This is a genomic window from Streptomyces sp. NPDC051243 (assembly GCF_044455405.1).
Classification (GTDB): domain Bacteria; phylum Actinomycetota; class Actinomycetes; order Streptomycetales; family Streptomycetaceae; genus Streptomyces.
This window is the reverse complement of sequence record NZ_JBITES010000015.1, coordinates 121907-146445: the sequence shown is the minus strand read 5'-3', so window position 1 is coordinate 146445 and position 24539 is coordinate 121907. Positions and strand designations below refer to the sequence as shown.

The window sequence follows — 24539 nt, the reverse complement described above, 5'->3', positions numbered from 1 at the left end:
GACTCGTGTCGGTGCGTTGACCGGTGCCACCCCCTGGCGTAGTCGATCAAGCAGTCGGCGGGTCGCCGACCACCCACCACTCGTCCGTGTCCGCCTCGTTGAGGTCCTTGATGAGACGGTCGACGATGCGCCCGACCCGGGCCTCGTCGGACGAGTGCTTCAGAGTTGCGCGCTGCCCCTTCGAGGCCTCCCAGTACTCACGCATCAGGGGGTTCTGGAACAGCTCGCGCGCGTGTCCGTGGAACTCCTCCTGGTCGAGGATCCCCGCTCGATGGAGGTGGTAGAGGTTGATGTACCAGGCATTGGCATAGAAGTACTGCCGCCGCCTCTCCGCCGGAATGTTCGGGTCGTACGTGTCGATCACGGCGGCCAGGGAGGGGTTGTCGATCGCCCGGGACAGCAACTCCCAGTGCATGCGTTGCTGGTGAGCCAGCGCTTTTCGCCGGGAGTCGAGCTCTTCCAGCTCCAGGCGCCTGAGTTGCAGCCGCTCCGCTTCGAGGCGCCGTCGGTGCGAGGCCAGCGTCATCCCGGCGGTGGCGAGCAGCAGACTGGCCGCGGCGGAGCCCAGCCTCCTCGCGGCGTTCTTCTTTGTGGCCATGTCAACCCCCGAATCAGGCGGCCGTCCGCCGGTCGTCGGGGTGCGGGTCGACTGGAGGGGACCGGCGAGCGGTGGGCGGCGCTTGCCGTCTCCCAGAGTGCCGAGCGGCTCTGATCGGCGGGGAGGCGGAGAGGAGGCGCACGGAGGGAAGCGAGGGTCGCACGCTCCGGCGCCTTGCCCAACGTCTGCCCGGCAAGTGCTGCTAACAATCGTTCACTTCGCGGTGATTCTTCCGGCTCGTATCCTGGGTCGGCATTCAATCCTCGTACGTGCGCCGAGCTGTGAGCCGGTGCACCCGTCGGCGTGAGAAAGGTCGCACGTTGAGCCAGCCGAACCCCGGTCCGCAGCAGATTCCGGTCGTCGTCCTCGCCGGATTCCTCGGTTCCGGCAAGACGACTCTGCTCAACCATCTCCTCCACCGCAGCGGGGGCACCCGCATCGGGGCCGTCGTCAACGACTTCGGCGCCATCGAGATCGACGCCATGGCCGTCGCCGGCGCGCTCGGTGACTCCACCGTCTCCCTGGGGAACGGCTGTCTGTGCTGTGCGGTCGACGCCAGTGAGCTGGACGTCTATCTCGAGCGGCTCGCCCGCCCCTCCACCGGCATCGACGTCATCGTCATCGAGGCCAGTGGACTCGCCGAGCCCCAGGAACTCGTGCGCATGGTGCTCGCCAGTGAGCAGCCGCGCATCGTGTACGGGGGGCTCGTCGAGGTGGTGGACGCCGCCGAGTTCGACGACACGCGCGCCAGGCATCCCGAGATCGACCGGCACCTCGCCCTCGCCGACCTCGTCGTCGTCAACAAGATCGACCGGGCCGGCGACGGCGAGCGTGTCCTCGGGCTGGTGCGCGAGCTCGCCGGCCGTGCCGCGGTCGTCCCCGCCACCTACGGCCGGATCGACCCCGAGTTCCTCTTCGAGTGCAGGCCCAGCGAGGAGCGCATCGGGCAGCTGTCCTTCGACGACCTGCACGAGCACGACGACCTGCACGAGCACGACGATCCGCACGGGCACGGCGAGCACCACACCGGCCATCTGCACACCGGCTACGACAGTCTGTCCTTCACGTCCGAAGTGCCCCTCGACCCGCGCCGGTTGATGGGGTTCCTCGACAGCAGGCCCGAGGGGCTGTACCGAATCAAGGGATACGTCGACTTCGGCCCGCACGACGCCACGAACCGTTACGCCGTGCACGCGGTCGGGCGTTTCCTGCGCTTCTACCCGGAGCCCTGGGCCGGCGCCGACGCGCGCCTGACCCAGCTCGTCCTCATCGGTTCCGGCATCGATGCCGCGGGCCTGGCCAAGGAGCTCGAGGCGTGCAAGAGCGACGCCCCACACGCCGACGAGCACGGCATGTGGGGCGTTCTGCGCTATGTGCGGGGACCGGAGGAATCCTTGGGAGAGCCGGAGGAAGCGGCCCTCGAGGAGATCTAGACCGGCCCGGCCACCACCGCCACCGTCTTCGGCAGCGACACACCCGAGCCGTCGCGGCGCGGGTCGATGTCCGGGAGGTCGGCCGGGGAGCCGTTCTTCTGTGCGGCCCGTGCCGGGGTGGCGCCCGCCCAGGCCACGGACAGGCAGTCCTCGCCCTTCAGGAACCGCTGGCAGCGCACGCCTCCGGTGGCGCGGCCCTTGCGGGGGTACTGGTCGAACGGGGTCAGCTTGGCGGTCGTCTGGACCGAGTCGTCCAGCGTGCCGCGTGAGCCCGCGACCGTGAAGACGACCGCGTCGACCGCCGGGTCCACCGCCGTGAAGGAGATGACCTTCGCGCCCTCCGCGAGCTTGATGCCCGCCACGCCGCCCGCGGGACGGCCCTGCGGGCGGACCTGCGAGGCCTGGTAGCGCAGCAGCTGGGCGTCGTCCGTGATGAAGACCAGGTCCTCCTCACCGGTGCGCAGCTCCACCGCACCCACGATCCGGTCGCCCTCCTTGAGGGTGATGACCTCCAGCTCCTCCTTGTTGGACGGGTAGTCCGGCACCACACGCTTGACGACGCCCTGTTCCGTGCCGAGCGCCAGGCCGGGCGAGGACTCGTCGAGTGTGGTCAGGCAGACCAGCGTCTCGCCGTCCCGCAGCGAGACGAACTCCGACAGCGGTGCGCCGCCCGACAGGTTCGGTCTCGACGCCGTCTCCGGCAGCTGCGGCAGATCGATGACGTTGATGCGCAGCAGGCGGCCCGCGGATGTCACCGCGCCCACCTCGCCGCGAGCCGTGGCCGGCACGGCCGAGACGATCACGTCGTGCTTGGTGCGCTTGGCGTCCTCGGCGTCCGCGAAGGGGTCGCCGTTCGCCGTACGGGCCAGCAGACCCGTCGAGGACAGCAGGACACGGCACGGGTCGTCCGCCACCTGCAGCGGTACGGCGGCGGCCGGGGCGCCCGCCGACTCCAGCAGGACCGTACGCCGCTCGGTGCCGAACTTCTTGGCCACCGCGGCCAGTTCGGAGGAGACCAGCTTGCGCAGCTCCGCGTCCGATTCCAGGATCCGGGTCAGCTCGGCGATCTCCTGGTTGAGCCGGTCCTTCTCGGCCTCCAGCTCGATGCGGTCGTACTTGGTCAGGCGGCGCAGCGGAGTGTCGAGGATGTATTGGGTCTGGACCTCGCTCAGCGAGAAGCGCTCCATCAGGCGCTCCTTGGCCTGCGCGGAGTTCTCGCTGGACCGGATCAGGCGGATGACCTCGTCGATGTCCAGCAGCGCCGTCAGCAGGCCCTCGACCAGGTGGAGACGGTCGCGGCGCTTGCCGCGGCGGAACTCGCTGCGGCGCCGTACGACCTCGAAGCGGTGGTCGAGGTAGACCTCGAGGAGCTCCTTGAGGCCCAGGGTGAGGGGCTGGCCGTCGACCAGCGCGACGTTGTTGATGCCGAAGGACTCCTCCATCGGCGTCAGCTTGTACAGCTGCTCCAGGACCGCCTCCGGCACGAAGCCGTTCTTGATCTCGATGACCAGGCGCAGGCCGTGCTCGCGGTCGGTGAGGTCCTTGACGTCGGCGATGCCCTGGATCTTCTTCGAACCGACCAGGTCCTTGATCTTGGCGATCACCTTCTCCGGGCCGACCGTGAAGGGCAGCTCGGTGACGACCAGACCCTTGCGGCGGGCGGTCACGGTCTCGATCTCCACCGTGGCGCGGATCTTGAAGGTGCCGCGGCCCGTCTCGTACGCGTCCCGGATTCCGGAGAGGCCGACGATCCGGCCGCCCGTGGGCAGGTCGGGGCCCGGGACGTGCTTCATCAGGGTGTCCAGATCCGCGTTCGGGTGGCGGATCAGATGGCGGGCGGCCGCGATGACCTCGCCGAGGTTGTGCGGCGGCATGTTCGTGGCCATGCCGACGGCGATCCCCGACGCGCCGTTGACCAGGAGGTTCGGGAAGGCGGCGGGCAGCGCCACCGGCTCCTGCTCCTGGCCGTCGTAGTTGGGGGTGAAGTCGACAGTGTCCTCGTCGATCGACTCGGTCATCAGGCTCGTCGCCTGGGCCTGCCGGCACTCGGTGTACCGCATGGCGGCCGGCGGGTCGTCGTTGCCGAGGGAGCCGAAGTTGCCGTGGCCGTCGACCAGCGGGACGCGCATCGAGAAGGGCTGGGCCATGCGCACCAGGGCGTCGTAGATCGACGCGTCGCCGTGCGGGTGCAACTTACCCATGACCTCGCCGACGACGCGGGCGCACTTCACATAGCCGCGGTCGGGACGCAGGCCCATCTCGTTCATCTGGTAGACGATGCGGCGGTGCACCGGCTTGAGGCCGTCGCGGGCGTCCGGCAGGGCGCGGGAGTAGATGACCGAGTACGCGTACTCGAGGAAGGAGCCCTGCATCTCGTCGACGACGTCGATGTCGAGGATCCTCTCCTCGTACGAGTCGTCGGGCGGCGGGGTCTTCGTGCTGCGGCGGGCCATCGCTGCCGGCTCCTTGCTGAAGCGTTGACGGGATCTGACGCGGACCATTGTGGACCGCGGCACTGACAAGCATCGACCAGGACCCGATGTTGGGCTCCCGCCCGGCGTCCGAGAAGTGTCGCCGACGCACGGCCCCGCCTGCGACCGGCGGGTGGTACCGGGCACCAACCGCCCTGGCCGAGCCCGCCCTTCTCGCTGTGGACCGCCCGATTCGTGGTGGCCGCGGTCCGTGTCCGCCGCGAGGTGTCCGCCGCGGTGCCTGGTGGCTGCCTGGCCATGTTTCGCGATAACGGACAGCGTCCTGCGCAGATCCTGGGACGCGGTGGCGTCATGCGCATGTCGTGCGGCGACGCGGGGTTGCCTCCGCCTGCCGCGTGCGGCGACGCGGAAGAGCCTCCGCCTGCCGCGTGCGCCCTGGGACAGCCTGGTGCCTGTCGCGTGCGACGCCGGACAGCGGCCCGGGCAGGAAAGGATCGGTACGGACCGTCGCGATCGGCGGCCGTTCAACGAAGGCAAGCTCGCGCCGCGCAACCGTTCACTCGCCGGAGTGATCGCGGGCACCGTGCCGGGCCGGGCTCTCACCGGCGCGGACGACTGCGCGCCCACTGCCGTACCGACGGCACGCGCGCGTGCGATGCGCCGGCCTGCCGCCGACCGTCGCGCGGATTCCGCCGGGGCGAGGGAACGGCCGGTCCCCGCCTTCCCCGTCCTCTTCGGCGGTCCCCCGGTACGGGGCGCCGAGCCCTGCCCGATGCCCGTTCTCCGCGGCGGCCCCCGCCCGCGTTCACCCCGGTACGGGCACGGCGTTCTGACCGGGAACTTCGCCGACCCTTCGGACGCTGCATACAGTGGCAGGAACTGAAGCCGAACCGCTCGGCAGAACGCAGTGCACGCGACCGGAAGGACACCTTGCCCATGGGTCACACGGCCACACCGGAGGCACAATCCGGCGGCCTCACCGCGACGGAGCACCGCCTGGCCAACGGCCTGCGCGTGGTGCTCTCCGAGGACCACCTCACGCCGGTCGCCGCGGTCTGCCTCTGGTACGACGTCGGCTCCCGCCACGAGGTCAAGGGCCGTACCGGACTCGCCCACCTCTTCGAGCACCTGATGTTCCAGGGTTCGGCAAGCGTGAAGGGCACGGGCCACTTCGAGCTCGTCCAGGGTGCGGGCGGCTCGCCGAACGGCACCACCAGCTTCGAGCGCACCAACTACTTCGAGACCATGCCCGCCCACCAGCTGGAGCTCGCGCTGTGGCTGGAGGCCGACCGCATGGGCAGCCTCCTGGTGGCGCTTGACGAGGAGGGCCTGGAGAACCAGCGGGACGTCGTCAAGAACGAGCGCCGCCAGCGCTACGACAACGTCCCGTACGGCACCGCTTTCGAGAAGCTGACCGCCCTGTCGTACCCGGACGGACACCCGTACCACCACACGCCGATCGGCTCGATGGCCGACCTGGACGCGGCCAGCCTGGAGGACGCGCGCGCGTTCTTCCGCACCTACTACGCGCCCAACAACGCCGTCCTGTCCATCGTCGGCGACATCGATCCGGAGCAGACGCTCGCCTGGGTCGAGAAGTACTTCGGCTCCATCCCGGCCCACGACGGCAAGCCCGAGCCGCGCGACGGCTCGCTGCCCGACGTGATCGGCGAGCAGCTGCGCGAGGTCGTCGAGGAGAACGTCCCCGCGCGCGCGATGATGGCCGCCTACCGGCTCCCGAAGGACGGCACGCGCGAGTGCGACGCCGCCGACCTGGCGCTGACCGTGCTCGGGGGCGGCGAGTCCTCCCGCCTCTACAACCGGCTCGTACGCCGCGACCGTACGGCCGTGGCGGCCGGCTTCGGCCTGCTGCGCCTGGCCGGGGCGCCCTCCCTGGGCTGGCTGGACGTGAAGACCTCCGGCGACGTCGAGGTCCCGGTCATCGAGTCGGCCGTCGACGAGGAGCTCGCCCGCTTCGCTCAGGAGGGCCCCACCGCCGAGGAGATGGAGCGCGCGCAGGCCCAGTTGGAGCGCGAGTGGCTGGACCGGCTCGGCACCGTCGCGGGCCGCGCCGACGAACTGTGCCGGTACGCCGTCCTGTTCGGCGACCCCCAGCTCGCGTTCACCGCCGTACAGCGCGTCCTCGACGTCACCGCCGAGGAGGTCCAGGCGGTCGCCAAGGCCCGCCTGCGCCCCGACAACCGCGCGGTGCTCGTGTACGAGCCGACCGCAGCCGAGGCCGCCGAGACCACCGACGAGAACGAGGAGTCGGCGCAGTGACCGAGCTCGCCAGCATGGAGTTCCACCCGCAGCCCCAGGCCGGCCAGGCCCGGCCCTGGGCCTTCCCGGCGCCCGAGCGCGGCAAGCTGGACAACGGCCTGACGGTCCTGCGCTGCCACCGCCCGGGCCAGCGGGTCGTCGCCGTCGAGGTGCTCCTGGACACGCCCCTGGACGCCGAGCCGAAGGGCCTCGACGGCATCGCCACGATCATGGCGCGCGCCCTGTCGGAGGGCACCGACAAGCACACCGCCGAGGAGTTCGCCGCCGAGCTGGAGCGCTGCGGTGCCACCCTCGACGCCTACGCGGACCACCCAGGCGTCCGCGTCAGCCTCGAAGTGCCGGTCTCCCGCCTGCCCAAGGCGCTCGACCTCCTCGCCGACGCCCTCAGGGCGCCCGCGTTCGCGGACGCCGAGGTCGAGCGCCTGGTGCGCAACCGGCTCGACGAGATCCCGCACGAGCTGGCCAACCCCTCGCGCCGCGCCGCCAAGGAGCTCTCCAAGGAGCTGTTCCCGGCGACCTCGCGCATGTCCCGGCCGCGCCAGGGCACCGAGGACACGGTCGCGGGCATCGACTCCGCGGGCGTGCGGGCCTTCTACGAGCGGTACGTCCGCCCCGCCACGTCCACCGTCGTGGTCGTCGGCGACCTCACCGGCGTCGACCTCGACGCCCTGCTCGGCGACACCCTCGGCGCCTGGACCGGCTCCCCGGCCGAGCCGCGGCCCGTCCCGCCGGTGACCGCGGACGACACCGGCCGCGTCGTCATCGTGGACCGCCCCGGCTCCGTCCAGACGCAGCTGCTGATCGGCCGGGTCGGCCCCGACCGGCACGACCGCGTGTGGCCGGCGCAGGTGCTCGGCACGTACTGCCTCGGCGGCACCCTCACCTCCCGGCTGGACAAGGTCCTGCGCGAGGAGAAGGGCTACACCTACGGCGTGCGCGCGTTCGGGCAGGTCCTGCGCTCCGCCCCGGACGGCACGGGCGCGGCCATGCTCGCCATCAGCGGCTCCGTCGACACCCCGAACACCGGTCCCGCGCTGCAGGACCTGTGGACGGTACTGCGTGGCGTCGCCGAGGGAGGCCTCACGGACGCCGAGCGGGACTTCGCCGTGCAGAACCTCGTCGGTGTCGCGCCGCTGAAGTACGAGACCGCCGCGTCCGTGGCGAGCACGCTGGCCGACCAGGTCGAGCAGCACCTGCCCGACGACTACCAGGGGACGCTGTACCGGCAGCTCGCCGCGACCGGCACCGTCGAGGCCACCGCGGCGGCCGTGAGCGCCTTCCCGGCGGACCGCCTGGTGACCATCCTCGTCGGCGACGCGGCCGCGATCCGGGAGCCCGTCGAGGCCCTCGGCATCGGCGAAGTCACCGTGGTGGCAGCCGAGTAGACGGTGCATTACGGCGCCGCGCGCGCGTAGGGGCCCTGGTGACGACAGAGTCGCCAGGGCCCCTTTATGCCCGAATTGAGGAGAGGTTGCCTGTCTGGCCTGTGGGATGCGCTACAAAATCCGGGATCCATTTGGGGATTGAAAGATGTCCCGTTTAGCGTCTTCCGGGCTGTCCGTCAGGCAGTGCGCCGCGCCCGCGGCACCGGACAGTCATCGCCGAGTCCCCGTACGGCGCGAGCCAGGGGAGCCGGGGACCCACCCGTAGTCCCTGGGGTGAATCGGACGCCCGCGCGAAGGCGAGGGGGTCCGTAGGAGACCTTCCTGCTCCGAACCCGTCAGCTAACCCGGTAGGCGAGAAGGAAGGAAAGGATCAGCCACTACATGGCGTTCACCTGCGCCACCGGGAAGAACCGCCCCACCGGGAAGCACCGCCGGCCCAGCCGGTTCGAGCGCACGACGGCCCGTGCGGCCGGCGTCGCCGCCCTCACCGCCACCGGCGTCATGGGCACCCTGGCCGCCCCGGCACTCGCCGCGGAACCCGCCGCCGAACAGACCGGCCTCATACCCGTCATCAGCGTCGACAACTCGATCGCCGACCAGATCGACGCCCAGGCCGACGCCCAGGAGCAGGCGGCCAAGGAGGCCGCCGCGGCGAAGAAGGCCGCCGAGGACGCCGCGCGCAAGAAGGCGGCGGAGAAGGCCAAGAAGGAGCGCGAGGCCAGGGAACGCGCCGCTCGCGAGGCCGAGCGCAAGCGTCTGCTGTCCTACGTGGCCCCGATCTCCGGCTCGTACGTCTCCACCGGCTACAAGGCCGGCGGCGCCGTCTGGTCCTCCGGCAGCCACACGGGCGTCGACTTCCACGCCGCCAGCGGCACCTCCGTGCACGCCGTCGGCTCCGGCACCGTCGTGGAGGCCGGCTGGGGCGGGGCGTACGGCAACCAGGTCGTGATCAAGATGAACGACGGCACGTACACCCAGTACGGCCACCTGTCGTCCGTCGGCGTCTCGGTGGGCCAGACGGTCACCCCGGGCCAGCAGATCGGCCTGTCCGGCGCCACCGGCAACGTCACCGGGGCGCACCTGCACTTCGAGGCCCGTACGACGGCGGAGTACGGCTCCGACATCGACCCCGTCGCCTACCTCCGCTCGCACGGCGTGAACCTCTGACGCCCTCCACGCGCGCGTGAGGGGTCTGACGACTCCCACGCGCGCGGAGGTGACGCCTTCCACGCGCCCGCGTGTGTGACCCTTTCCACTTCCACCCGCGTGGAGGCTCACCATCCCCGTGATCGTCTGACGATGCCCGCTTGGTCGTCCGACGGCACTGGCTCCGCTCCCCGAAGCCCCGGCTCTCCTGGCCGGGGCTTTCGGTGTTTCGCACGAACCGCTGTCCAAAAAATATCCATGGATTCCGGTCCGCCGTCGGAAATTCCGGCCGGTTGCAATAGAGTCACTGAACACACGTCATTCGTCGACGTTTCACGGGGATTAAGGCGGAGGTCGGTCATGCGTATTCCGGCGCACTCGGTGTGCACGGCGATCCGGGACGACATCGTCGCCGGTGTCTACGAGCGTGGCAGCCGGCTCACCGAGGAACTCCTCGCGCGCCGCTACGGCGTCTCCCGTGTCCCCGTGCGGGAGGCCCTGCGCACCCTGGAGGCGGAGGGCTTCGTGGTGACCCGGCGGCACGCGGGCGCGTGCGTCGCCGAGCCGACCGAGCAGGAGGCCGCCGACCTGCTGGAGATGCGTACCCTCCTGGAGCCGCTCGGCGCCTCCCGGGCCGCCCAGCGGCGCACCGAGGCCCATCTGAAGGTCCTGCGCGGCCTGGTGAGGCTTGGCCAGGAGCGGGCCAGGCGGGGTAACAGCGACGATCTGCGCTCCCTGGGCGGCTGGTTCCACGAGACGCTGGCCCAGGCCTCCGGCAGCCCCGCCCTGACCTCGATGCTGACCCAGCTGCGGCACAAGATCGCGTGGATGTACGCCGTGGAGTCGCCGGCCGACCCGGTGGAGTACTGGACCGAGCACGGCGCGATCGTGGACGCGGTGGCGCGCGGCGACGGCGAACGCGCCCGTGCGATCACGGCGCTGCACACCGAGCGCGCGATCTCCGCGCACCGGCTGCGGTTCGGCTCCGGCGGTGACCGCGCGGAGCGCGTGAGGAATTCGCAACATCCCGTAAACATGCCGAGCCTGCGGCATTAACAAGGGCGCCGTATACAAAGAAGAGATATTCGGTGGCGGGGAATTTCCGCTGCCCTTTTTCAGGTGTGCCGTTAATTCCGTCGGCCCCCGCCCGGAAACTCGTCGGCCTCCGCCCGGAAACTCGCCGGCCCTCGCCGGGAACTCTCGTCGGCCCCCGGTTACGACTCGTCATCCGCCCGCCGGAAACAGCGAAGCCGCGCCCGCCGGAAACAGTGAAGCCGCGCCCGCCGAAGGCGGACGCGGCTTCACCGCGTGCTGCGGGAGCCCGCTCAGGTCGTTCAGACCGTCTCGGGCAGTTCCTCGAGCCCCTCGGAGACCAGCTTCGCGAGGCGGTCGAGGGCGGCGTCCGCACCCTCGGCGTCGGAGGCGAGGACGATCTCCTCACCGCCCTGGGCGCCGAGGCCCAGGACAGCCAGCATGGAGGCCGCGTTGACGGGGTTGCCGTCGGCCTTGGCGATCGTCACCGGGATACCTGCGGCCGTGGCGGCCCGGACGAAGATGGAAGCGGGGCGGGCGTGAAGGCCCTCGGCCCAGCCGACGTTGACGCGGCGCTCAGCCATGTGATGCTGCCCTTCGGTTTTCAGGGTTGTCTAGACCAGTTTCCCACACCCGTGAAGCATGCCGGGAGGGACAAAACGCCCCTCCTGAGGTGACCGTCGGGTCGCGGCCTCGACCCGACATACGTCCTCCACAGACTGCCTCGCGCCGTTGTCGTACGCGAGCCGTACGCTGGGCCCCATGCAGAGCGCCTCGGACCGGCACGAGTACCCCGCCCACTGGGAAGCCGACGTGGTGCTGCGCGACGGCGGCACCGCACGCATCCGCCCCATCACCGTTGATGACGCCGAGCGCCTGGTCAGCTTCTACGAGCAGGTGTCGGACGAGTCGAAGTACTACCGCTTCTTCGCGCCCTACCCGCGACTGTCCGCGAAGGACGTCCACCGCTTCACGCACCACGACTTTGTGGACCGGGTGGGACTCGCGGCCACGGTGGGCGGCGAGTTCATCGCAACCGTACGCTACGACCGGATCGGCCCCGACGGAACGCCCGCGTCGGCACCCGCCGAGGAGGCCGAGGTCGCCTTCCTGGTCCAGGACGCCCATCAGGGGCGCGGTGTGGCCTCCGCCCTCCTCGAACACATCGCCGCGGTCGCGCGCGAGCGCGACATCCGCCGGTTCGCCGCCGAGGTGCTGCCCGCCAACACCAAGATGATCAAGGTGTTCACGGACGCCGGGTACACCCAGAAGCGCAGCTTCGAGGACGGCGTCGTCCGCCTGGAGTTCGACCTGGAGCCCACCGACCGCTCGCTCGCAGTGCAGTACGCGCGCGAGCAGCGCGCCGAGGCCCGGTCCGTGCGGCGGCTGCTGGTGCCCGGCTCCGTCGCCGTCATCGGCGCCGGCCGCACGCCCGGCGGGGTGGGCCGCAGCGTCCTCGGCAACATCAGGGACGCCGGGTTCGCGGGGCGGGTGTACGCCGTGAACAAGGCGTTCCCGGAGGACCTCAAGGAGCTCGACGGAGTGCCCGCGCACCGCTGTGTGCGGGACATCGAGGAGCAGGTGGACCTCGCGGTGGTCGCCGTGCCGGCGGAGTACGTCCCCGAGGTGGTCACCGAGTGCGGCGAGCACGGCGTGCAGGGACTGGTCGTGGTCTCCGCCGGGTACGCCGAGAGCGGGCCCGACGGGCGCGAGCGGCAGCGCGAACTCGTCCGGCACGCGCGCGCGTACGGCATGCGCATCATCGGGCCGAACGCCTTCGGGATCATCAACACCGCCGACGACGTACGGCTCAACGCCTCCCTGGCTCCCCAGATGCCCCGCCCGGGCCGGATCGGGCTGTTCGCACAGTCCGGCGCGATCGGGATCGCGCTGCTGTCCCGGTTGCACCGGCGCGGCGGCGGAGTGACCGGCGTCACCGGTGTGTCGACCTTCGTCTCGTCCGGCAACCGGGCCGACGTGTCCGGCAACGACGTCCTCCAGTACTGGTACGACGACCCGGACACCGACGTCGTCCTGATGTACCTGGAGTCCATCGGCAACCCCCGCAAGTTCACCCGGCTCGCCCGGCGTACGGCGGCGGCGAAGCCGCTGGTCGTGGTGCAGGGGGCGCGGCACGGCGGCGCGGCGCCGCAGGGGCACGCCGTACGGGCCACGCGGCTGCCGCACACCACGGTGTCCGCGCTGCTGCGGCAGGCCGGGGTGATCCGGGTGGACACGATCACCGAACTGGTCGACGCGGGACTGCTGCTCGCGCGCCAGCCGCTGCCGGCCGGGCCCCGGGTGGCGATCCTGGGCAACTCCGAGTCGCTGGGACTGCTGACCTACGACGCGTGCCTGGCCGAGGGGCTGCGGCCGTTGCCGCCGCTGGACCTGACGACGGGGGCGTCGGCGGCCGACTTCCACGCGGCGCTGTCGCGCGCGCTGGCCGACGAGACGTGCGACGCGGTCGTCGTCACCGCGATCCCGGCGATCGGGGACGCCACGACCGGTGACGCCGAGCTGGCTCAGGCCCTGAGGTCGGCGGCCGAGCGGGTGCCGGGCAAGCCGGTGCTGGTGGTGCACGTGGAGCTGGGCGGGCTGGCGGAGGCGCTGTCGGCAGCCGCGAGCACCGCACCCCGGGCGGGTACCCCGGCATCCGGCACCACGGTCCGCCCCCACCCGTTCCGTCCTCTGGACTTCCTGGCCGAGGCGCCGGCCGAGCAGCCGGACACCGCCGACGACACCCCGCGCCTCATCCCCGCCTACCCCGCGGCCGAGCGCGCCGTCCGGGCCCTCGCCGAGGCCGTCAAGTACTCCCAGTGGCGACGCGAGAGCGCCGACCCCGGCAAGGTGCCCGAGTACGAGGACATCGACGAGAAGGGGGCCGCCCGGCTGATCGACGGGCTGCTCGCGCGCGGGCAGGGCCTCACGCTCGGCACGGACGAGACCTGCGACCTGCTCGGCAAATACGGCATCCAGGTGCACCGCGCCCTGCACGCCCCCACCCCCGACGCCGCGGCCGAAGCCGCCCGCACCCTCGGCTACCCCGTCGCCCTCAAGGCCACCGCCCCGCACCTGCGGCATCGCGCCGACCTCGGCGGCGTACGCCTCGACCTCGCGGACGAGGAGCAACTGCGACGGGCGTACGCCGAGTTGACCGCGCTGTTCGGGAAGCCGGAGGAGCTGCGGCCGGTCGTGCAGAGCATGGCACCGCGCGGCGTCGACACCGTCGTACGGGCCGTGATCGACCCGGCGGCCGGCGCCGTGCTGTCCTTCGGGCTCGCCGGCGCGGCCTCCCAGCTGCTCGGCGACATGGCGCACCGGCTGATCCCGGTCACCGACCGCGAGGCGACCTCGATCGTCCGGTCGATCCGGACGGCACCGCTCCTGTTCGGCTGGCGCGGCTCGGCACCCGTCGACACCCCTGCCCTGGAGGAACTGCTCCTGCGGGTGTCACGGCTGGTCGACGACCACCCGGAGGTCGTCGCGGTCACCCTCGAGCCGGTCGTCGTCGCCACCCACGGTCTGAGCGTGCTCGGCGCCTCCGTGCGGCTCGCGCCGCCGCCCGCCCGGGACGACCTCGGGCCGAGGACCCTCCCCGCGTACTGAGACCGCCGTGAGCGGTGCCTCGCAGTCAGTGCACCCCCGTAGGATGGGCGTCATGGCCAAGACCAGTACGACGACCCAGGGGCTGCGCGCGGCGATCGAGCGCAGCGGCTACTACCCGGCCCTCGTGGCCGAGGCGGTGGAGGCCGCCGTGGGCGGCGAGCCCATCCGGTCGTACCTGGTCCATCAGGAGACGACGTTCGACCAGAACGAGGTGCGGCGGCACGTGACCGTGCTCGTCCTCACCGGCAACCGCTTCATCGTCAGCCACACCGACGAGCAGGCCGCGGACAACACCTCCCCGACGCCGTACGCCACGACGTCCACGGAGTCCGTGAAGCTCGGCCGGATCTCCTCGGTCGTGGTCAGCCGCGTCGTCGCCAACCCGGAGCAGTACGCCCCGGGCACGCTGCCGCGCGAGGTCGTGCTGACCATCGGCTGGGGCGCCGTCTCCCGCATCGACCTGGAGCCCGCCGCCTGCGGCGACCCCAACTGCGAGGCCGACCACGGCTACACGGGCAGCTCGACGGCGGACGACCTGAGCCTGCGCGTCAGCGAGGCCGGTGACGGCCCCGAGACGGTGCGCCAGGCGCTCGCCTTCGCGCAGTCGCTCTCCGAGGCGACCGCGGACGTCACCCGCTGAGATGATCCAGCCCGCCACCTGGGACTCCCACCCGGAACCCCTCGCCGTAACCTCCGCGCCGCCCCCCGAGTACGGCAGCGGCTCGCTCGCGGACCTGCTGCCCACCCTGGCCGCCGGCATGGCCGTACCGGACATGACCGCCGCGATCCCCGAGCTGACCGCCGCCGACCGCAACTGCGTGTTCCTGATCGACGGCCTCGGCTGGGAGCAACTGAAGGCGCACCCGGAAGACGCCCCCTTCATGAGCTCCCTGCTGGGCAGCTCGCGCGGCGGCACCGGACGCCCGATCACCGCCGGCTACCCGGCGACCACCGCGACCTCCCTCGCCTCCGTCGGCACCGGCCTGCCACCGGGCGCCCACGGCCTGCCCGGCTACACCGTGCGCAACCCCGAGACCGGCGAGCTGATGAACCAGCTGCGCTGGAATCCATGGACGTCGCCGCGCGTCTGGCAGCCGTATCCCACGGTCTTCCAGCTGGCACAGCAGGCGGGCGTGCACGCGGCCCAGGTGTCGTCGCCCGCCTTCGAGAACACCCCGCTGACCAAGGTCGCGCTCAGCGGAGGAACGTTCCTCGGGCGGCTGACCGGCGAGGACCGCATGGACCTCGCGGCCGAGCAACTGGCCGCCGCCGACCGCTCCCTGGTCTACACGTACTACGCCGAGCTGGACGGCGCAGGCCACCGCTTCGGCGTCGACTCCGACACCTGGCGCGGCCAGCTCATGTACGTCGACCGGCTCGTCCAGCGCCTCGCCGAGCAGCTCCCGCCGCGCAGCGCGCTCTATGTCACCGCCGACCACGGCATGATCGACGTGCCCTTCGACGAGCAGCACCGCATCGACTTCGACGAGGACTGGGAGTTGCGCGCCGGCGTCGCCCTGCTCGGCGGCGAGGGCCGGGCGCGGCACGTGTACGCGGTGCCGGGCGCCCAGCAGGACGTCCTGACCTGCTGGCGCGAGGTGCTCGGCGAGCAGTTCTGGGTGGCCTCACGGGACGAGGCGATCGCGGCAGGCTGGTTCGGGCCGCGGATCGACGAACGGGTCTACGACCGCATCGGCGACGTGGTCGCGGCGGCTCGGGACGACGTCCTGATCATCGCGTCCGAGCGGGAGCCGAAGGAGTCGGCGATGGTCGGCAACCACGGCTCCATGACCCCCGCCGAGCAGCTGGTGCCCCTGCTCGAAGTACGCTCCTGACGCGTCCCGCAGCCCTCCTCCCTCCCCTCGTTGCCGAAAGGTGCTCAACTCAACATGCCCGAGCTGGTGTTCTTCTCCGGAACGATGGACTGCGGGAAGTCGACCTTGGCGCTGCAGATCGAGCACAATCGAACGGCGCGTGGTCTGCAGGGCCTGATCTTCACGCGTGACGACCGTGCGGGTGAGGGCAAGCTGTCGTCGCGTCTGGGGCTGGTGACCGACGCGGTGGAGGCCGGGCCGGGGCTGGATCTGTACGGCTATGTGGTGGAGCAGTTGTCCCGGGGTGGCCGGGTCGACTACGTGATCGTGGACGAGGCCCAGTTCCTGCTGTCCGGACAGATCGACCAACTGGCCCGGATCGTCGACGACTTGGAGCTGGACGTCTTCGCGTTCGGCATCACCACCGACTTCCGGACGAGGCTCTTCCCCGGCTCCCAGCGCCTGATCGAACTTGCCGATCGCCTGGAGACTTTGCAGGTCGAGGCGATGTGCTGGTGCGGCGCTCGGGCCACGCACAATGCGCGCACCGTGGGCGGGGAGATGGTCGTCGAGGGGGAGCAGGTCGTCGTCGGCGACGTGGCTCAGTCGGCGGCGGAGGTCGGGTACGAGGTGCTCTGCCGGCGTCATCACCGCCGGCGGATGACGAGCGCCACGGCGCGGGCGGCGGCGCTGTCGCCGGACGTGCTGCCGGTCACCGCCACCTGACCTCCGGCCGGCGAGAAGCGCGTCGGTCCAGGACGTGATGCGGAAGCTGCGCGGGGAAGAGTCCTCGTTTCGGTTCAGCTCCGGGGCTCAGCGGCCGCCTCAACTGCCGAGGTCGCTGCCGCGGCCAATGTGTCGAGTACACCGCAGATGTCGGGGCGGCGGGCCATTCCCGTGTGGTACAGAGCTTGGACGCTCCGCCGGACCGGGGTGGTCAGCGCATGGACGCTGAGTTCCGGTGAGGATGCCGGCAGCGCCAGCCGGGGGATGAGGGCGACTCCTGCGCGGCGGGTGATCAGTGCCGTCAGGACGGTGAAGTCGTTCGCCACGGCCACTGGCCGGGGCACGAAGCCGGCTGCTCCGCATGCGCGTTGGGTCATTTCGTGGCAGGCCGTCTCGGGGCCCGGGAGCAGCCACGGCGCGTCGGCGAAGGCCGCGAGCTCGGCCGCGGCACCCGCCGACAGACCGCGCCGGGCGGCGTCGACCGGGTGCAGCACCAGCAGGACCGGCTCGTCGAACAGCGCCCGCTGCTCGCAGCCCGGAGGCAGCGGACGGGGCACCAAGCTGTAGGTGTGGGTGACGGCGATGTCGACCTGGTGCTTGCGCAGCGCGGCCTCGGCGGCGTGCGGCTCGTGCTCGACGACGTTGATGACCGGGGCGTCCGGGGCCGGAGCCCGGCCCGGGTCGGGCCACAGCCTCGGGAGCAGGGCGCGGGCGGCGGTCGGGAACGCCGCGATCCGCACGCTGCTGCGCTCGCCGCGCCGCATCGCCGCCAGGTCGGACTCGGCGGCGGCCAGGTTGCCCAGGACCACATGGGCATGGTCGATGAGGCGCTGTCCGGCGGGTGTGAGCTCCAGTCTGCGCCCGCGCTTGTGCAGCAGCGGGACGCCGGCCTCCTTCTCCAGGGCCGCCAGCTGCTGGGACACCGCCGAACCGGTCAGATGCAGCGCCTCCGCGGTCGCCGCCACCGTGCCCTGCGCGGCGAACTCGGCGAGCAGACGCAGTCGCCGGACGTCCAACAAGTAGCTCACCTACTGTTTCCTGCAAGAAAACCTAACTGGACCTAATCGATTGTACGGGGCACAGTCGATGGGGTGAAGCTCGACAAGACCCTGCTCGCCCTCGTCGTCACCGTCGTGCTGTGGGCCTCCGCCTTCCCCGCGATCCGGGTGGCCCTGGAGGGATACGGCCCGGCGCCGCTGTCCCTGCTCCGCCTCGTGGTGGCCACCGCGGCGCTGGCCCTCGTGCTCCCCTGGGTGGACGTACGGCTGCCCGACCGTCGCGACCTGCCGCGCATCCTCGTCGTCGGCGCCACGGGCATGAGCGCGTACCAACTTCTGCTCAACTGGGGAGAGGTGCACGTTCCGGCCGGTACGGCGGCCCTGATCGTCGCCACGGTCCCGGCGTTCAGTGCCCTGCTGGCCGCGGCCTTCCTCGGGGAGCGGCTCGGACCGGGCAAAGTCGCCGGATCCGTCTGCGCGCTCGCCGGTTCGGCCATCATCGCCCTGACCGGCGGTGAGACGCGGTACACGGCGGCGGCCTGGACCGTACTCGCGGCCGCGGTGGCGCAGGCCGTGTACCACTTCGCCATCAAACCGCTGCTGCGCCGCTACAGCGGGTTCGAGGTCGCCGCCTACGCCATGGTGGCCGGCACCCTCCTGCTGCTCCCGCTCGCTCCCGCCACCGCGCACGCCGCGCTGGACGCCCCGGCCGACGCCACCCTGGCCGCGCTCTACCTCGGGGTTCTGCCCTCGGCCGCCGGGTTCGTGGTCTGGGGCTACGCGGTTGCCCGGCTGACCGTCACCGCCGCGACGGCGGCGCTGTATCTCGTGCCCGTGACCGCGCTCGTGGTCGCCTTCGTCTGGCTCGGTGAGAAGCCCCGGCTCGTGGAACTGCTCGGCGGAGTCGTCACCCTCGGGGGTGTCGCCCTGCTCAACAGGCGGCCGAGAGCCGTCGCGGCCGGGGGCGGGCGCAGTGCCGAGGGCGCCTCGGGTGCGGTGTCGGCGGCGCCGAGTCAGGCAGGCCCGCCGCGGAGTTGAGGCAGGCCGGCCGGTCGCGGAGTTGAGGCGGGCCGGCCGGTCGCTCAGTGCGCGGGCGTGTCCTCCAGGCTCGCCGCCTGGTCGAGGCAGAGGACGATCCACTCGGCCAGATTACGGCCGTGGCGCTCGGCGGCAGTCGCCCATCTGCTCTCCTGCTCGCTGCTGACCTGCACCTGGAGACGCACCTGTTGCTTGTTCTCCCCCTGCGGGGTGCTCAGCGCCTGACGCACCCGTTGCCGGAGCATGTTGCGCGACCAGCCCTCCTGGGCGGCGCGTTCGAGCCACATCGCGCGTTCGGTGGGTTCCAGGGAGGCGACTTCGGCGTGGTGCTGGAAGCTGACCTTCGGATGCCGTTCGGGCGCCGGGTAACGCCGGGCGATCCAGGCGTAATTGCGCAGTGTCTTGTAGTCGAGGCCCGTTTCCTCGGTCGCCTTGCGGTATCGGTTCGGGTACTTCTCCTGACCGTAGACAAGCCAGTCACCGAGCCACCAGCAGGACGAGTCGGATATCAGGAACAAGTGCCTTCCGAAGCGTTGCCACTCAGTCAGCGAGAAGTCGGGCGGCAGGGAGAGGCTTGTCCGGCGAGTGAGCGCCTGAGGGTTGAGCGGAGGTGTGGGGGCACCTCGAAGATCGGCCAGGGTGGCAGTTTTCCCCATGCAGATCACTTCCTCGGTAAAGGGCTGACTGATGGTTGAAAGTCGGAAAGGGGTGCGTGGTTGCACGCGTAACTGGCGGAACACGCCAAAGGCAGGCGTGTGCCCGAATTTTCCCGACTGTGAAGTCCCCTAGAGCTGCGGAGTGGCCGCTGTGGCGCGCCCCTGACCAGCCGACTGATGTGCGAGATCCGGACACGCGCGACAACAGCGTGTGCGGAGGTTGTTATCGCTACAGTTCGACAACTCGGCCTCTTCCGCATCGTGGGGGGTCTACGTGTCAAGGGCGCTGGGTGCCGTGCCGTGGAAACGGCAAGCAATCGTTCCTGGCGGTGAGCCCATTGTGACATTGCGTTCGAGCCGGGGTCCAGATCGTTCCGCTGTCATTAATGGGTCTGGCCGCGACAGGTCACTGCGCGCGGCGGTAACGGACGAAGATCGTCCGGATTCGCAATGTCCGTGCGAGAAGATTTTTGGCCACATCAACAGATGATCTTGGTAGGCTGCGCCCCCTGTTCGAGGGAGGGTGGATGGGTTCGCGAACCGGTTCGAATGGTGTGGCAGGTATGGATCAGCTCAGTGCGGGACCGTCGAAGTGTCCCTGCGTCCTCGGGAATTCCCCGTCTCCCGGACATGTGCCGCCACTTGGGCTGGAGCAGGAAGCGGAAGTACGCCGTCTGGTCGAACGGACCGCTGCCGTGCTGCGCGACATGGCCGGCGAGTTCAACCATCTCGGCGAGTCCCTCGGCCGTTCGGCGGCCTCGCCCGGCCGCCGCGCGCAGTCCGACGGCGCGTCCTACACCATGCAGCACCTCACCGAACCGGCCAAGATCACGGAGGCGTTGTTCGACACCGCGGCCGTCGCCGTCAACGAGATCGTCAGTACCCACCCCGGCCCGGTGCCGACGGACGGAACCCTCGCGGAGGAACTGGAACGTACGCGTTACGCGCGCGAGCGGGGAGTTGTGGTACGGAGTCTGTACGGCGAGTGCTACTTCAAGTCGCCGGGCGGAGCCAAGCATCTGCGCGATCTGGCCACCATCGGCGTGCGCGTCCGGCTGATGGGTTCGGTGCCCCTCCGGGTCGTCGTCAGCGACAGCCTCGCCATGTTCTCGGCACCGGAGGACGACGGCTTCGTCGTCCTGCGCCCGGCGTTCATCACCAGCGCCGCGCGCCGCGTCCTGGAACACTGGTGGGTCACCGCGACCCCGCTGGACGACCTCGTGAACCGGCCGCCGGGCGCCCCCACCCCGCAGGAACAGGCCATCCTGCGGCTGATGTCGGCAGGAGTCCGGGACGAGGTCATCGCCCGGGAGATCGGCGTCTCCATCCGCACCCTGCGCCGCACCCTCGCGGCGCTCATGGACAAGCTGGGCGCGGAGAACCGGTTCCAGGCCGGCATCAAGGCGGTGACCCGCGGCTGGCTGTAGCGCGGTGCCGCTCCTGCTCGCGAGGACCGGCCCTGAGAGCGTGTGTGACATCCCCGGCCGGGCGCGCGACCCCTGGCACGCAATCCCCCAGGCTCTCGACTTCGCTGGAGCAGGGGGGACCATGACGCCGTGCGCCGTTCCGGCCGGAGATATGACACAGGCTCAAGCGGTCTCGGCGGTGGTGACGCGCACCGCCGACACCCACTCACGGCTCAGCGCGTCGACGTCGGCGTCGAGCGGTCCGTCGCCGACGACCGAGACCGAACGGGCGCCGGAGTCCGCCTGCTCACCGAGGACTTCACCGGACTCCCGGGCCACCAGCACGGCCGTGCAGCGGGGCGGCGCCTGCGCGTCGGCCGGCTCCGCCACCGGCCACAGGCCGTCGCGCTTGATCCAGCTCACCTCGGTCCGCTGCCCGTCGAGAGTCACCTCGCCCAGTACACCGCTGCCGTGGTCGAGATAGCGCTGCACGGCCCGGCGGACCGGCTGGGGGTAGTCGGGCTTGACGCCCAGGGCCAGATCGACGATCGCCGGTTCCAGCGCAACCCCCGTCGCCAGATGCCACAGCATCGTGATGGCGTCGCCGGGCAGCCGCGCGGCCACCTCCATCAGCACCGCCTCGCCCCGCGACAGACGGAACTCGGCGTGCGTGATCCCGTGCCGGAAGCCGATCCGCGCCAGCACGCCCGCGTTCGCCGCGAGCAGCGCCGCCTCCTCGTCCTTGGTGAGGCCGGGCGCGGGGCTGGTGTGGCCCATCTCGGTGAAGAAGCGGCCGCCGTCCTCATTGGTGCGCTTGGCGGTGATGCCGGACCACAGCACCTCCCCGTCGAAGACCAGCGCCTCCACGGAGAACTCCGGTCCCTCCACCAGCTCTTCCAGCAGCACCGACTCCTCGGGGCCGTAACCCTCCAGCGCGGCCCGCAGCTCCCGCGCGTCGTTGACCCGGCGCACCCCGGAGCTGTACATGCGGCCGGCGGGCTTGACGACCGCCGGATAGCAGGGCGGCTCGGCCTCGGCGCGGCCCGACGGGGCGACCGCGCGCCAGCGGGGACCGAAGGCGTCCAGCGCGGTCCGCTGCATGATCTTGTCCCGGCAGACCCGGGACGCCCAGCCGCCGGGTCCGGGCAGCCCCAGCAGCTCCCCGAGCGCCCCGGCGGGGTCGACGAAGACCTCGCCGCAGCAGATCGACGCCTGGACGTCGTACTCCCGCACCCAGTCCTGAACCGCCGCCAGCACCGTGTCCACCGAGGAGTCGGGGACAGCCACCAGTTCGTCCATCAGCGACAGCGGATGCGCCGGGTCGGCCATGTGCGCACGCAGCCGGTCCAGCGGCGTGTCCGGCCCCACGAGGACCAGCGGCACCAGGTCGCGCGCGACGATCTCCTCGATCAGCCGGGTCTGCCGCCCGAGAACGACCAGGTCGCTCATCACGACCACGGCAGGCTTGCGGTTGTCGGGGTACATGGGGGTCACCTCACGAGGGTTGTGCGGGGGAGACCGGGGCGGAGTCCACCGGCTCGTTCGGGTCGGCGTCCGGTGCCCCGGCGTTCTCGCCGGGCAGCGCCGCGGTGATCGCCGTGCGCAGCCGCAGCACGACGGCGGCGAAGGCGGCGAAGCTCACGGCGAGCAGCGCGACGAAGACGGTCATCGAGGCGCGCAGCCCGAGGGCACCGCCCGCCCAGCCGCCGAGCAGGGCACCGAGCCCGATCGGCCCGAAGGCGAAGAACCGGTAGGCGGCCGAGACACTGCCCAGCCGCTCGGGCGGGGTGAGGACCTGACGCAGCGAGACCGCGTGCACGTTGTAGACCGTCATGCCGAAGCCGTAGATCAGGAACGCGGCGGACGCCATCGTCATCAGAACCAGGCGCGGGCCCGTGGCGAACACGAGCAGCATCGGGGTGAGCGAGGCCAGGCCCATGCCGACCACCAGCGCCCGCACCGTGGACATCTTCCCGCCCCGGCCGCCGGCCACCACGGCGCCGAAGACGGTGCCGAGCCCGCCCACCGTGATCGTCAGGCCGACCGAGCCCGGGGACAGGCCCCAGCTGCGCACGGCGAGCAGCAGATAGATCGTCAGGACCGCCTGCTCGAGGAAGTTGAACAGACCCGCCTGCACGGTCGTCACCCGCAGGATCGGGTGGCGCAGCAGGAAGCCCATGCCGGAGACCGTCGCCGCCCACACCCGCGGCTTCTGCGCGCTCTTCGCCTCCGGGCGGCGCGGGATCCGCAGCCCCAGGCTCAGCACACCGGCCGCCAGGCACAGCACGCTGATCACCACCAGACCGGGGCCCGAGCCGGTCCGGTCGTAGAGCAGACCGGCCACGCCGGGGGCGCCGACGAGGCACATGGAGTAGACGAACTCCAGCCGCCCGTTGGCCGCGACCAGCCGCTCCGGCGGCACCAGGTCCGGCGGTACGGTCTGTGCGCACATGTCCGCGAACGCCACCAGGCAGCCCATGACCGTACAGACGGCCACCAGGACCAGCACGCGGTGCGTGCCGTCGCCGTAGAGCGGCACCATCAGCAGGGCGGCGCTGTTGCCGAGGAACGCGACGGCGAAGCAGGTGCGCCGGTCCCAGCGGTCGAAGGCGCCGCCGAAGAGCAGGGCGACCGCCAGCACCGGGAAGTACTGAAGGGCGTTGAGGAAGCCCAGCACCGCGGGGCTCACGCCGTAGCCGCTGATCGCGAGCATCGGCAGGAACAGCAGCGCCACCTTGGCGCCGACCTGCGCGCAGATCTGGATCAGCCAGAACCTCAGGAACGGGCCGGTCAGCACCCGCTGTTCGGCCCCGCTCACAGCAGCTCCGCCAGCGCCGGGTCCGCGAGGGCGCCCGCCACGGTCTTCGAGCTGCCCACGAGCGTGCGCAGGGTCCGCGCGTTGGCCTCGGCCACCTGCTCGTCCAGCCCTTCGAGGACGCTGTGCTCACTGAGGTCGAGCAGCCACAGGGCGCCGAGCCGGCCGCCGCGCAGCGCCTTGGCCTCGGACGCCTCGATGCCCGCGTGCATCCGGCGCACCCCGCGCTCGGAGGCTTGCTGAAGCGGCAGGTAGTAGACGATGTTGAAGTATTCCGCGGCCCCGGTGAGGGCCTCGTAGTCGAAGCCCGCGGCGCGCAGGAAGAGGGAGTCGCCCCACACGTAGTACAGGCAGAAGCCGATCGGCCGGCCGTCGGCGGCGCGGGCCAGGAACACCTCGGTACGGCCCTTCATGGCGCGCGCCTGGTCCTGGAAGGACTCCGCGAAGGCCTTGGCGTCGGCGGCGTGGCCGTAGCGGCGCTGGGTGCAGGCCAGCAGGTGGCCGGTCTCCTCGCAGCACTCGTCCAGCGTGAGCTGCTCCACGCGGTACCCGGCCTCCTCGAACCGGCGTCGGTCGCGGCGCACCCGGACCGAGCGCTTGTAGCCGAGGCTGTCCAGATAGCCCTCCCAGCCGCCCTCCGGCACGGGTATCCAGGCCTCCAGCTGGAGCAGTACCGGGGGCGCGGTGACCCCGGCCCGCCGGAACGCGGCGACGGTGCGGTCGTCCACGTACATCGCCACGCACGGCACCGGGTCGCCGGCCCCGATGCCGACGAGGTCACGGGTGGCCGGGGCGGCGGCCTGGCGGCGCAGTTCGGGCAGCAGAGCGGCGGCGGCCTCGTCGTGCGAGAGGGCCGCGTCGTGCAGCAATTGCGTGTGATATCCCCAGTGCTGACCCACCATCAGCCCCTGGGCGCCTGGGCCGGGAAGGCCGCGGGCGGTGAGCAACTCGTGCCACTGGTAGAAGGCGTTGCCCATGCTCCGCACGGCCGTCACCGGGACCGCGGCCTCGGGCCGCTGCGGGCCGCCGGTGTAGACGGCGCCGACGTGGCCCGGCCGGTCCGCGTGACAGAAGTCGAGCCAGCCGGACGACTGGTACAGGTGGGGACCGACCAGGCGGTCCCAGCTACCGGGAGCCAGGCCCCCGGTAGCTGTGACGAAGGGGTTCATCC

General features: G+C 71.4%; 19 protein-coding genes and 1 riboswitch. Of the genes, 11 read left to right on the top strand and 8 right to left on the bottom strand.

All coding sequences use genetic code 11. The features are described from left to right. Positions 1–46: 46 nt before the first annotated feature. A complete protein-coding gene (locus tag ACIBAG_RS33785; protein WP_399110431.1) occupies positions 47–598 on the bottom strand; it encodes a DUF6082 family protein in 552 nt (183 codons plus the stop codon). 320 nt (positions 599–918) lie between these two features. On the opposite strand from ACIBAG_RS33785, the gene ACIBAG_RS33780 reads away from it, so the two are divergent. After that, complete coding sequence (locus ACIBAG_RS33780; RefSeq protein WP_399110429.1) at positions 919–2031, top strand: CobW family GTP-binding protein; 1113 nt, start codon at positions 919–921, stop codon at positions 2029–2031. On the opposite strand, the gene ACIBAG_RS33775 is transcribed toward ACIBAG_RS33780, so the two are convergent. Beyond that, on the bottom strand, positions 2028–4484 hold the full coding sequence (locus tag ACIBAG_RS33775) for a DNA topoisomerase (ATP-hydrolyzing) subunit A (RefSeq protein WP_399110427.1): 2457 nt from the start codon (positions 4482–4484) through the stop codon (positions 2028–2030). The two genes, ACIBAG_RS33780 and ACIBAG_RS33775, sit on opposite strands and share 4 nt — an antisense overlap. A gap of 915 nt (positions 4485–5399) precedes the next feature. Between ACIBAG_RS33775 and ACIBAG_RS33770 the strand changes: the two genes are divergently transcribed. The 4 genes from ACIBAG_RS33770 to ACIBAG_RS33755 all read left to right on the top strand — a co-directional run bounded on the left by ACIBAG_RS33770 (position 5400) and on the right by ACIBAG_RS33755 (position 10330). Continuing rightward, the gene (locus ACIBAG_RS33770; protein WP_399110425.1) at positions 5400–6743 is read left to right on the top strand and encodes a M16 family metallopeptidase; all 1344 of its coding nucleotides are present in this window, start codon (positions 5400–5402) and stop codon (positions 6741–6743) included. Further along, on the top strand, positions 6740–8128 hold the full coding sequence (locus ACIBAG_RS33765) for a M16 family metallopeptidase (RefSeq protein WP_399110424.1): 1389 nt from the start codon (positions 6740–6742) through the stop codon (positions 8126–8128). The genes ACIBAG_RS33770 and ACIBAG_RS33765 overlap by 4 nt, the downstream gene beginning before the upstream one ends. A gap of 204 nt (positions 8129–8332) precedes the next feature. Beyond that, a riboswitch (cyclic di-AMP (ydaO/yuaA leader) is annotated at positions 8333–8496 on the top strand. Positions 8497–8509: 13 nt separating this feature from the next. Continuing rightward, on the top strand, positions 8510–9295 hold the full coding sequence (locus tag ACIBAG_RS33760; protein WP_399110422.1) for a M23 family metallopeptidase: 786 nt from the start codon (positions 8510–8512) through the stop codon (positions 9293–9295). A 339-nt stretch (positions 9296–9634) separates the two neighbouring features. Then, positions 9635–10330, top strand: a complete 696-nt coding sequence (locus tag ACIBAG_RS33755; RefSeq protein ID WP_399110420.1) for a GntR family transcriptional regulator — start codon at positions 9635–9637, stop codon at positions 10328–10330. Positions 10331–10608: 278 nt separating this feature from the next. On the opposite strand, the gene ACIBAG_RS33750 is transcribed toward ACIBAG_RS33755, so the two are convergent. Beyond that, positions 10609–10890 (bottom strand): HPr family phosphocarrier protein, encoded by a 282-nt coding sequence (locus ACIBAG_RS33750; RefSeq protein WP_016432192.1) that lies wholly within the window; start codon positions 10888–10890, stop codon positions 10609–10611. Between the two features lie 178 nt (positions 10891–11068). Between ACIBAG_RS33750 and ACIBAG_RS33745 the strand changes: the two genes are divergently transcribed. From ACIBAG_RS33745 to ACIBAG_RS33730, 4 genes are read left to right on the top strand one after another with little or no spacing between them, the layout of a single operon-like run. Further along, a complete protein-coding gene (locus ACIBAG_RS33745; protein WP_399110419.1) occupies positions 11069–13915 on the top strand; it encodes a GNAT family N-acetyltransferase in 2847 nt (948 codons plus the stop codon). A 52-nt stretch (positions 13916–13967) separates the two neighbouring features. Continuing rightward, complete coding sequence (locus tag ACIBAG_RS33740) at positions 13968–14555, top strand: DUF5998 family protein (RefSeq protein WP_399110418.1); 588 nt, start codon at positions 13968–13970, stop codon at positions 14553–14555. Position 14556: 1 nt separating this feature from the next. Continuing rightward, on the top strand, positions 14557–15750 hold the full coding sequence (locus ACIBAG_RS33735; RefSeq protein WP_399110416.1) for an alkaline phosphatase family protein: 1194 nt from the start codon (positions 14557–14559) through the stop codon (positions 15748–15750). 54 nt (positions 15751–15804) lie between these two features. After that, positions 15805–16455 carry a thymidine kinase gene (locus ACIBAG_RS33730; protein ID WP_399110414.1) on the top strand — a complete coding sequence of 217 codons (651 nt, stop codon included), beginning with the start codon at positions 15805–15807 and terminating at the stop codon, positions 16453–16455. 74 nt (positions 16456–16529) lie between these two features. On the opposite strand, the gene ACIBAG_RS33725 is transcribed toward ACIBAG_RS33730, so the two are convergent. Then, entirely contained in the window at positions 16530–17483 is a 954-nt protein-coding gene (locus ACIBAG_RS33725; RefSeq protein WP_399110413.1) for a LysR family transcriptional regulator, read from the bottom strand. A 63-nt stretch (positions 17484–17546) separates the two neighbouring features. On the opposite strand from ACIBAG_RS33725, the gene ACIBAG_RS33720 reads away from it, so the two are divergent. After that, complete coding sequence (locus ACIBAG_RS33720) at positions 17547–18491, top strand: DMT family transporter (RefSeq protein WP_399110411.1); 945 nt, start codon at positions 17547–17549, stop codon at positions 18489–18491. Between the two features lie 44 nt (positions 18492–18535). On the opposite strand, the gene ACIBAG_RS33715 is transcribed toward ACIBAG_RS33720, so the two are convergent. After that, a complete protein-coding gene (locus tag ACIBAG_RS33715) occupies positions 18536–19147 on the bottom strand; it encodes an LmbU family transcriptional regulator (RefSeq protein WP_399110409.1) in 612 nt (203 codons plus the stop codon). Positions 19148–19779: 632 nt separating this feature from the next. On the opposite strand from ACIBAG_RS33715, the gene ACIBAG_RS33710 reads away from it, so the two are divergent. Next, a complete protein-coding gene (locus tag ACIBAG_RS33710; protein ID WP_399110408.1) occupies positions 19780–20574 on the top strand; it encodes a response regulator transcription factor in 795 nt (264 codons plus the stop codon). A 162-nt stretch (positions 20575–20736) separates the two neighbouring features. Here ACIBAG_RS33710 and ACIBAG_RS33705 read toward each other — a convergent pair whose 3' ends face one another. The 3 genes from ACIBAG_RS33705 to ACIBAG_RS33695 are packed head-to-tail and all read right to left on the bottom strand — an operon-like array spanning position 20737 to position 24537. Beyond that, positions 20737–22038, bottom strand: coding sequence for an acetyl-CoA carboxylase biotin carboxylase subunit family protein (locus ACIBAG_RS33705; RefSeq protein ID WP_399110406.1), 1302 nt, complete (start codon positions 22036–22038; stop codon positions 20737–20739). Positions 22039–22048: 10 nt separating this feature from the next. Further along, positions 22049–23371, bottom strand: coding sequence for an MFS transporter (locus tag ACIBAG_RS33700; protein WP_399110404.1), 1323 nt, complete (start codon positions 23369–23371; stop codon positions 22049–22051). After that, complete coding sequence (locus ACIBAG_RS33695; RefSeq protein WP_399110402.1) at positions 23368–24537, bottom strand: GNAT family N-acetyltransferase; 1170 nt, start codon at positions 24535–24537, stop codon at positions 23368–23370. The genes ACIBAG_RS33700 and ACIBAG_RS33695 overlap by 4 nt, the downstream gene beginning before the upstream one ends. Positions 24538–24539 lie beyond the last annotated feature (2 nt).

Excerpts from the sequence above, each read along its gene's own strand:
- ACIBAG_RS33750 (WP_016432192.1), bottom strand. The coding sequence starts at position 10,890 with ATGGCTGAGCGCCGCGTCAACGTCGGCTGGGCCGAGGGCCTTCACGCC.
- ACIBAG_RS33770 (WP_399110425.1), top strand. The coding sequence starts at position 5,400 with ATGGGTCACACGGCCACACCGGAGGCACAATCCGGCGGCCTCACCGCG.
- ACIBAG_RS33745 (WP_399110419.1), top strand. The coding sequence starts at position 11,069 with ATGCAGAGCGCCTCGGACCGGCACGAGTACCCCGCCCACTGGGAAGCC.
- ACIBAG_RS33695 (WP_399110402.1), bottom strand. The coding sequence starts at position 24,537 with ATGAACCCCTTCGTCACAGCTACCGGGGGCCTGGCTCCCGGTAGCTGG.
- ACIBAG_RS33740 (WP_399110418.1), top strand. The coding sequence starts at position 13,968 with ATGGCCAAGACCAGTACGACGACCCAGGGGCTGCGCGCGGCGATCGAG.
- ACIBAG_RS33730 (WP_399110414.1), top strand. The coding sequence starts at position 15,805 with ATGCCCGAGCTGGTGTTCTTCTCCGGAACGATGGACTGCGGGAAGTCG.
- ACIBAG_RS33755 (WP_399110420.1), top strand. The coding sequence starts at position 9,635 with ATGCGTATTCCGGCGCACTCGGTGTGCACGGCGATCCGGGACGACATC.
- ACIBAG_RS33785 (WP_399110431.1), bottom strand. The coding sequence starts at position 598 with ATGGCCACAAAGAAGAACGCCGCGAGGAGGCTGGGCTCCGCCGCGGCC.
- ACIBAG_RS33775 (WP_399110427.1), bottom strand. The coding sequence starts at position 4,484 with ATGGCCCGCCGCAGCACGAAGACCCCGCCGCCCGACGACTCGTACGAG.
- ACIBAG_RS33760 (WP_399110422.1), top strand. The coding sequence starts at position 8,510 with ATGGCGTTCACCTGCGCCACCGGGAAGAACCGCCCCACCGGGAAGCAC.
- ACIBAG_RS33735 (WP_399110416.1), top strand. The coding sequence starts at position 14,557 with ATGATCCAGCCCGCCACCTGGGACTCCCACCCGGAACCCCTCGCCGTA.
- ACIBAG_RS33705 (WP_399110406.1), bottom strand. The coding sequence starts at position 22,038 with ATGTACCCCGACAACCGCAAGCCTGCCGTGGTCGTGATGAGCGACCTG.
- ACIBAG_RS33715 (WP_399110409.1), bottom strand. The coding sequence starts at position 19,147 with ATGGGGAAAACTGCCACCCTGGCCGATCTTCGAGGTGCCCCCACACCT.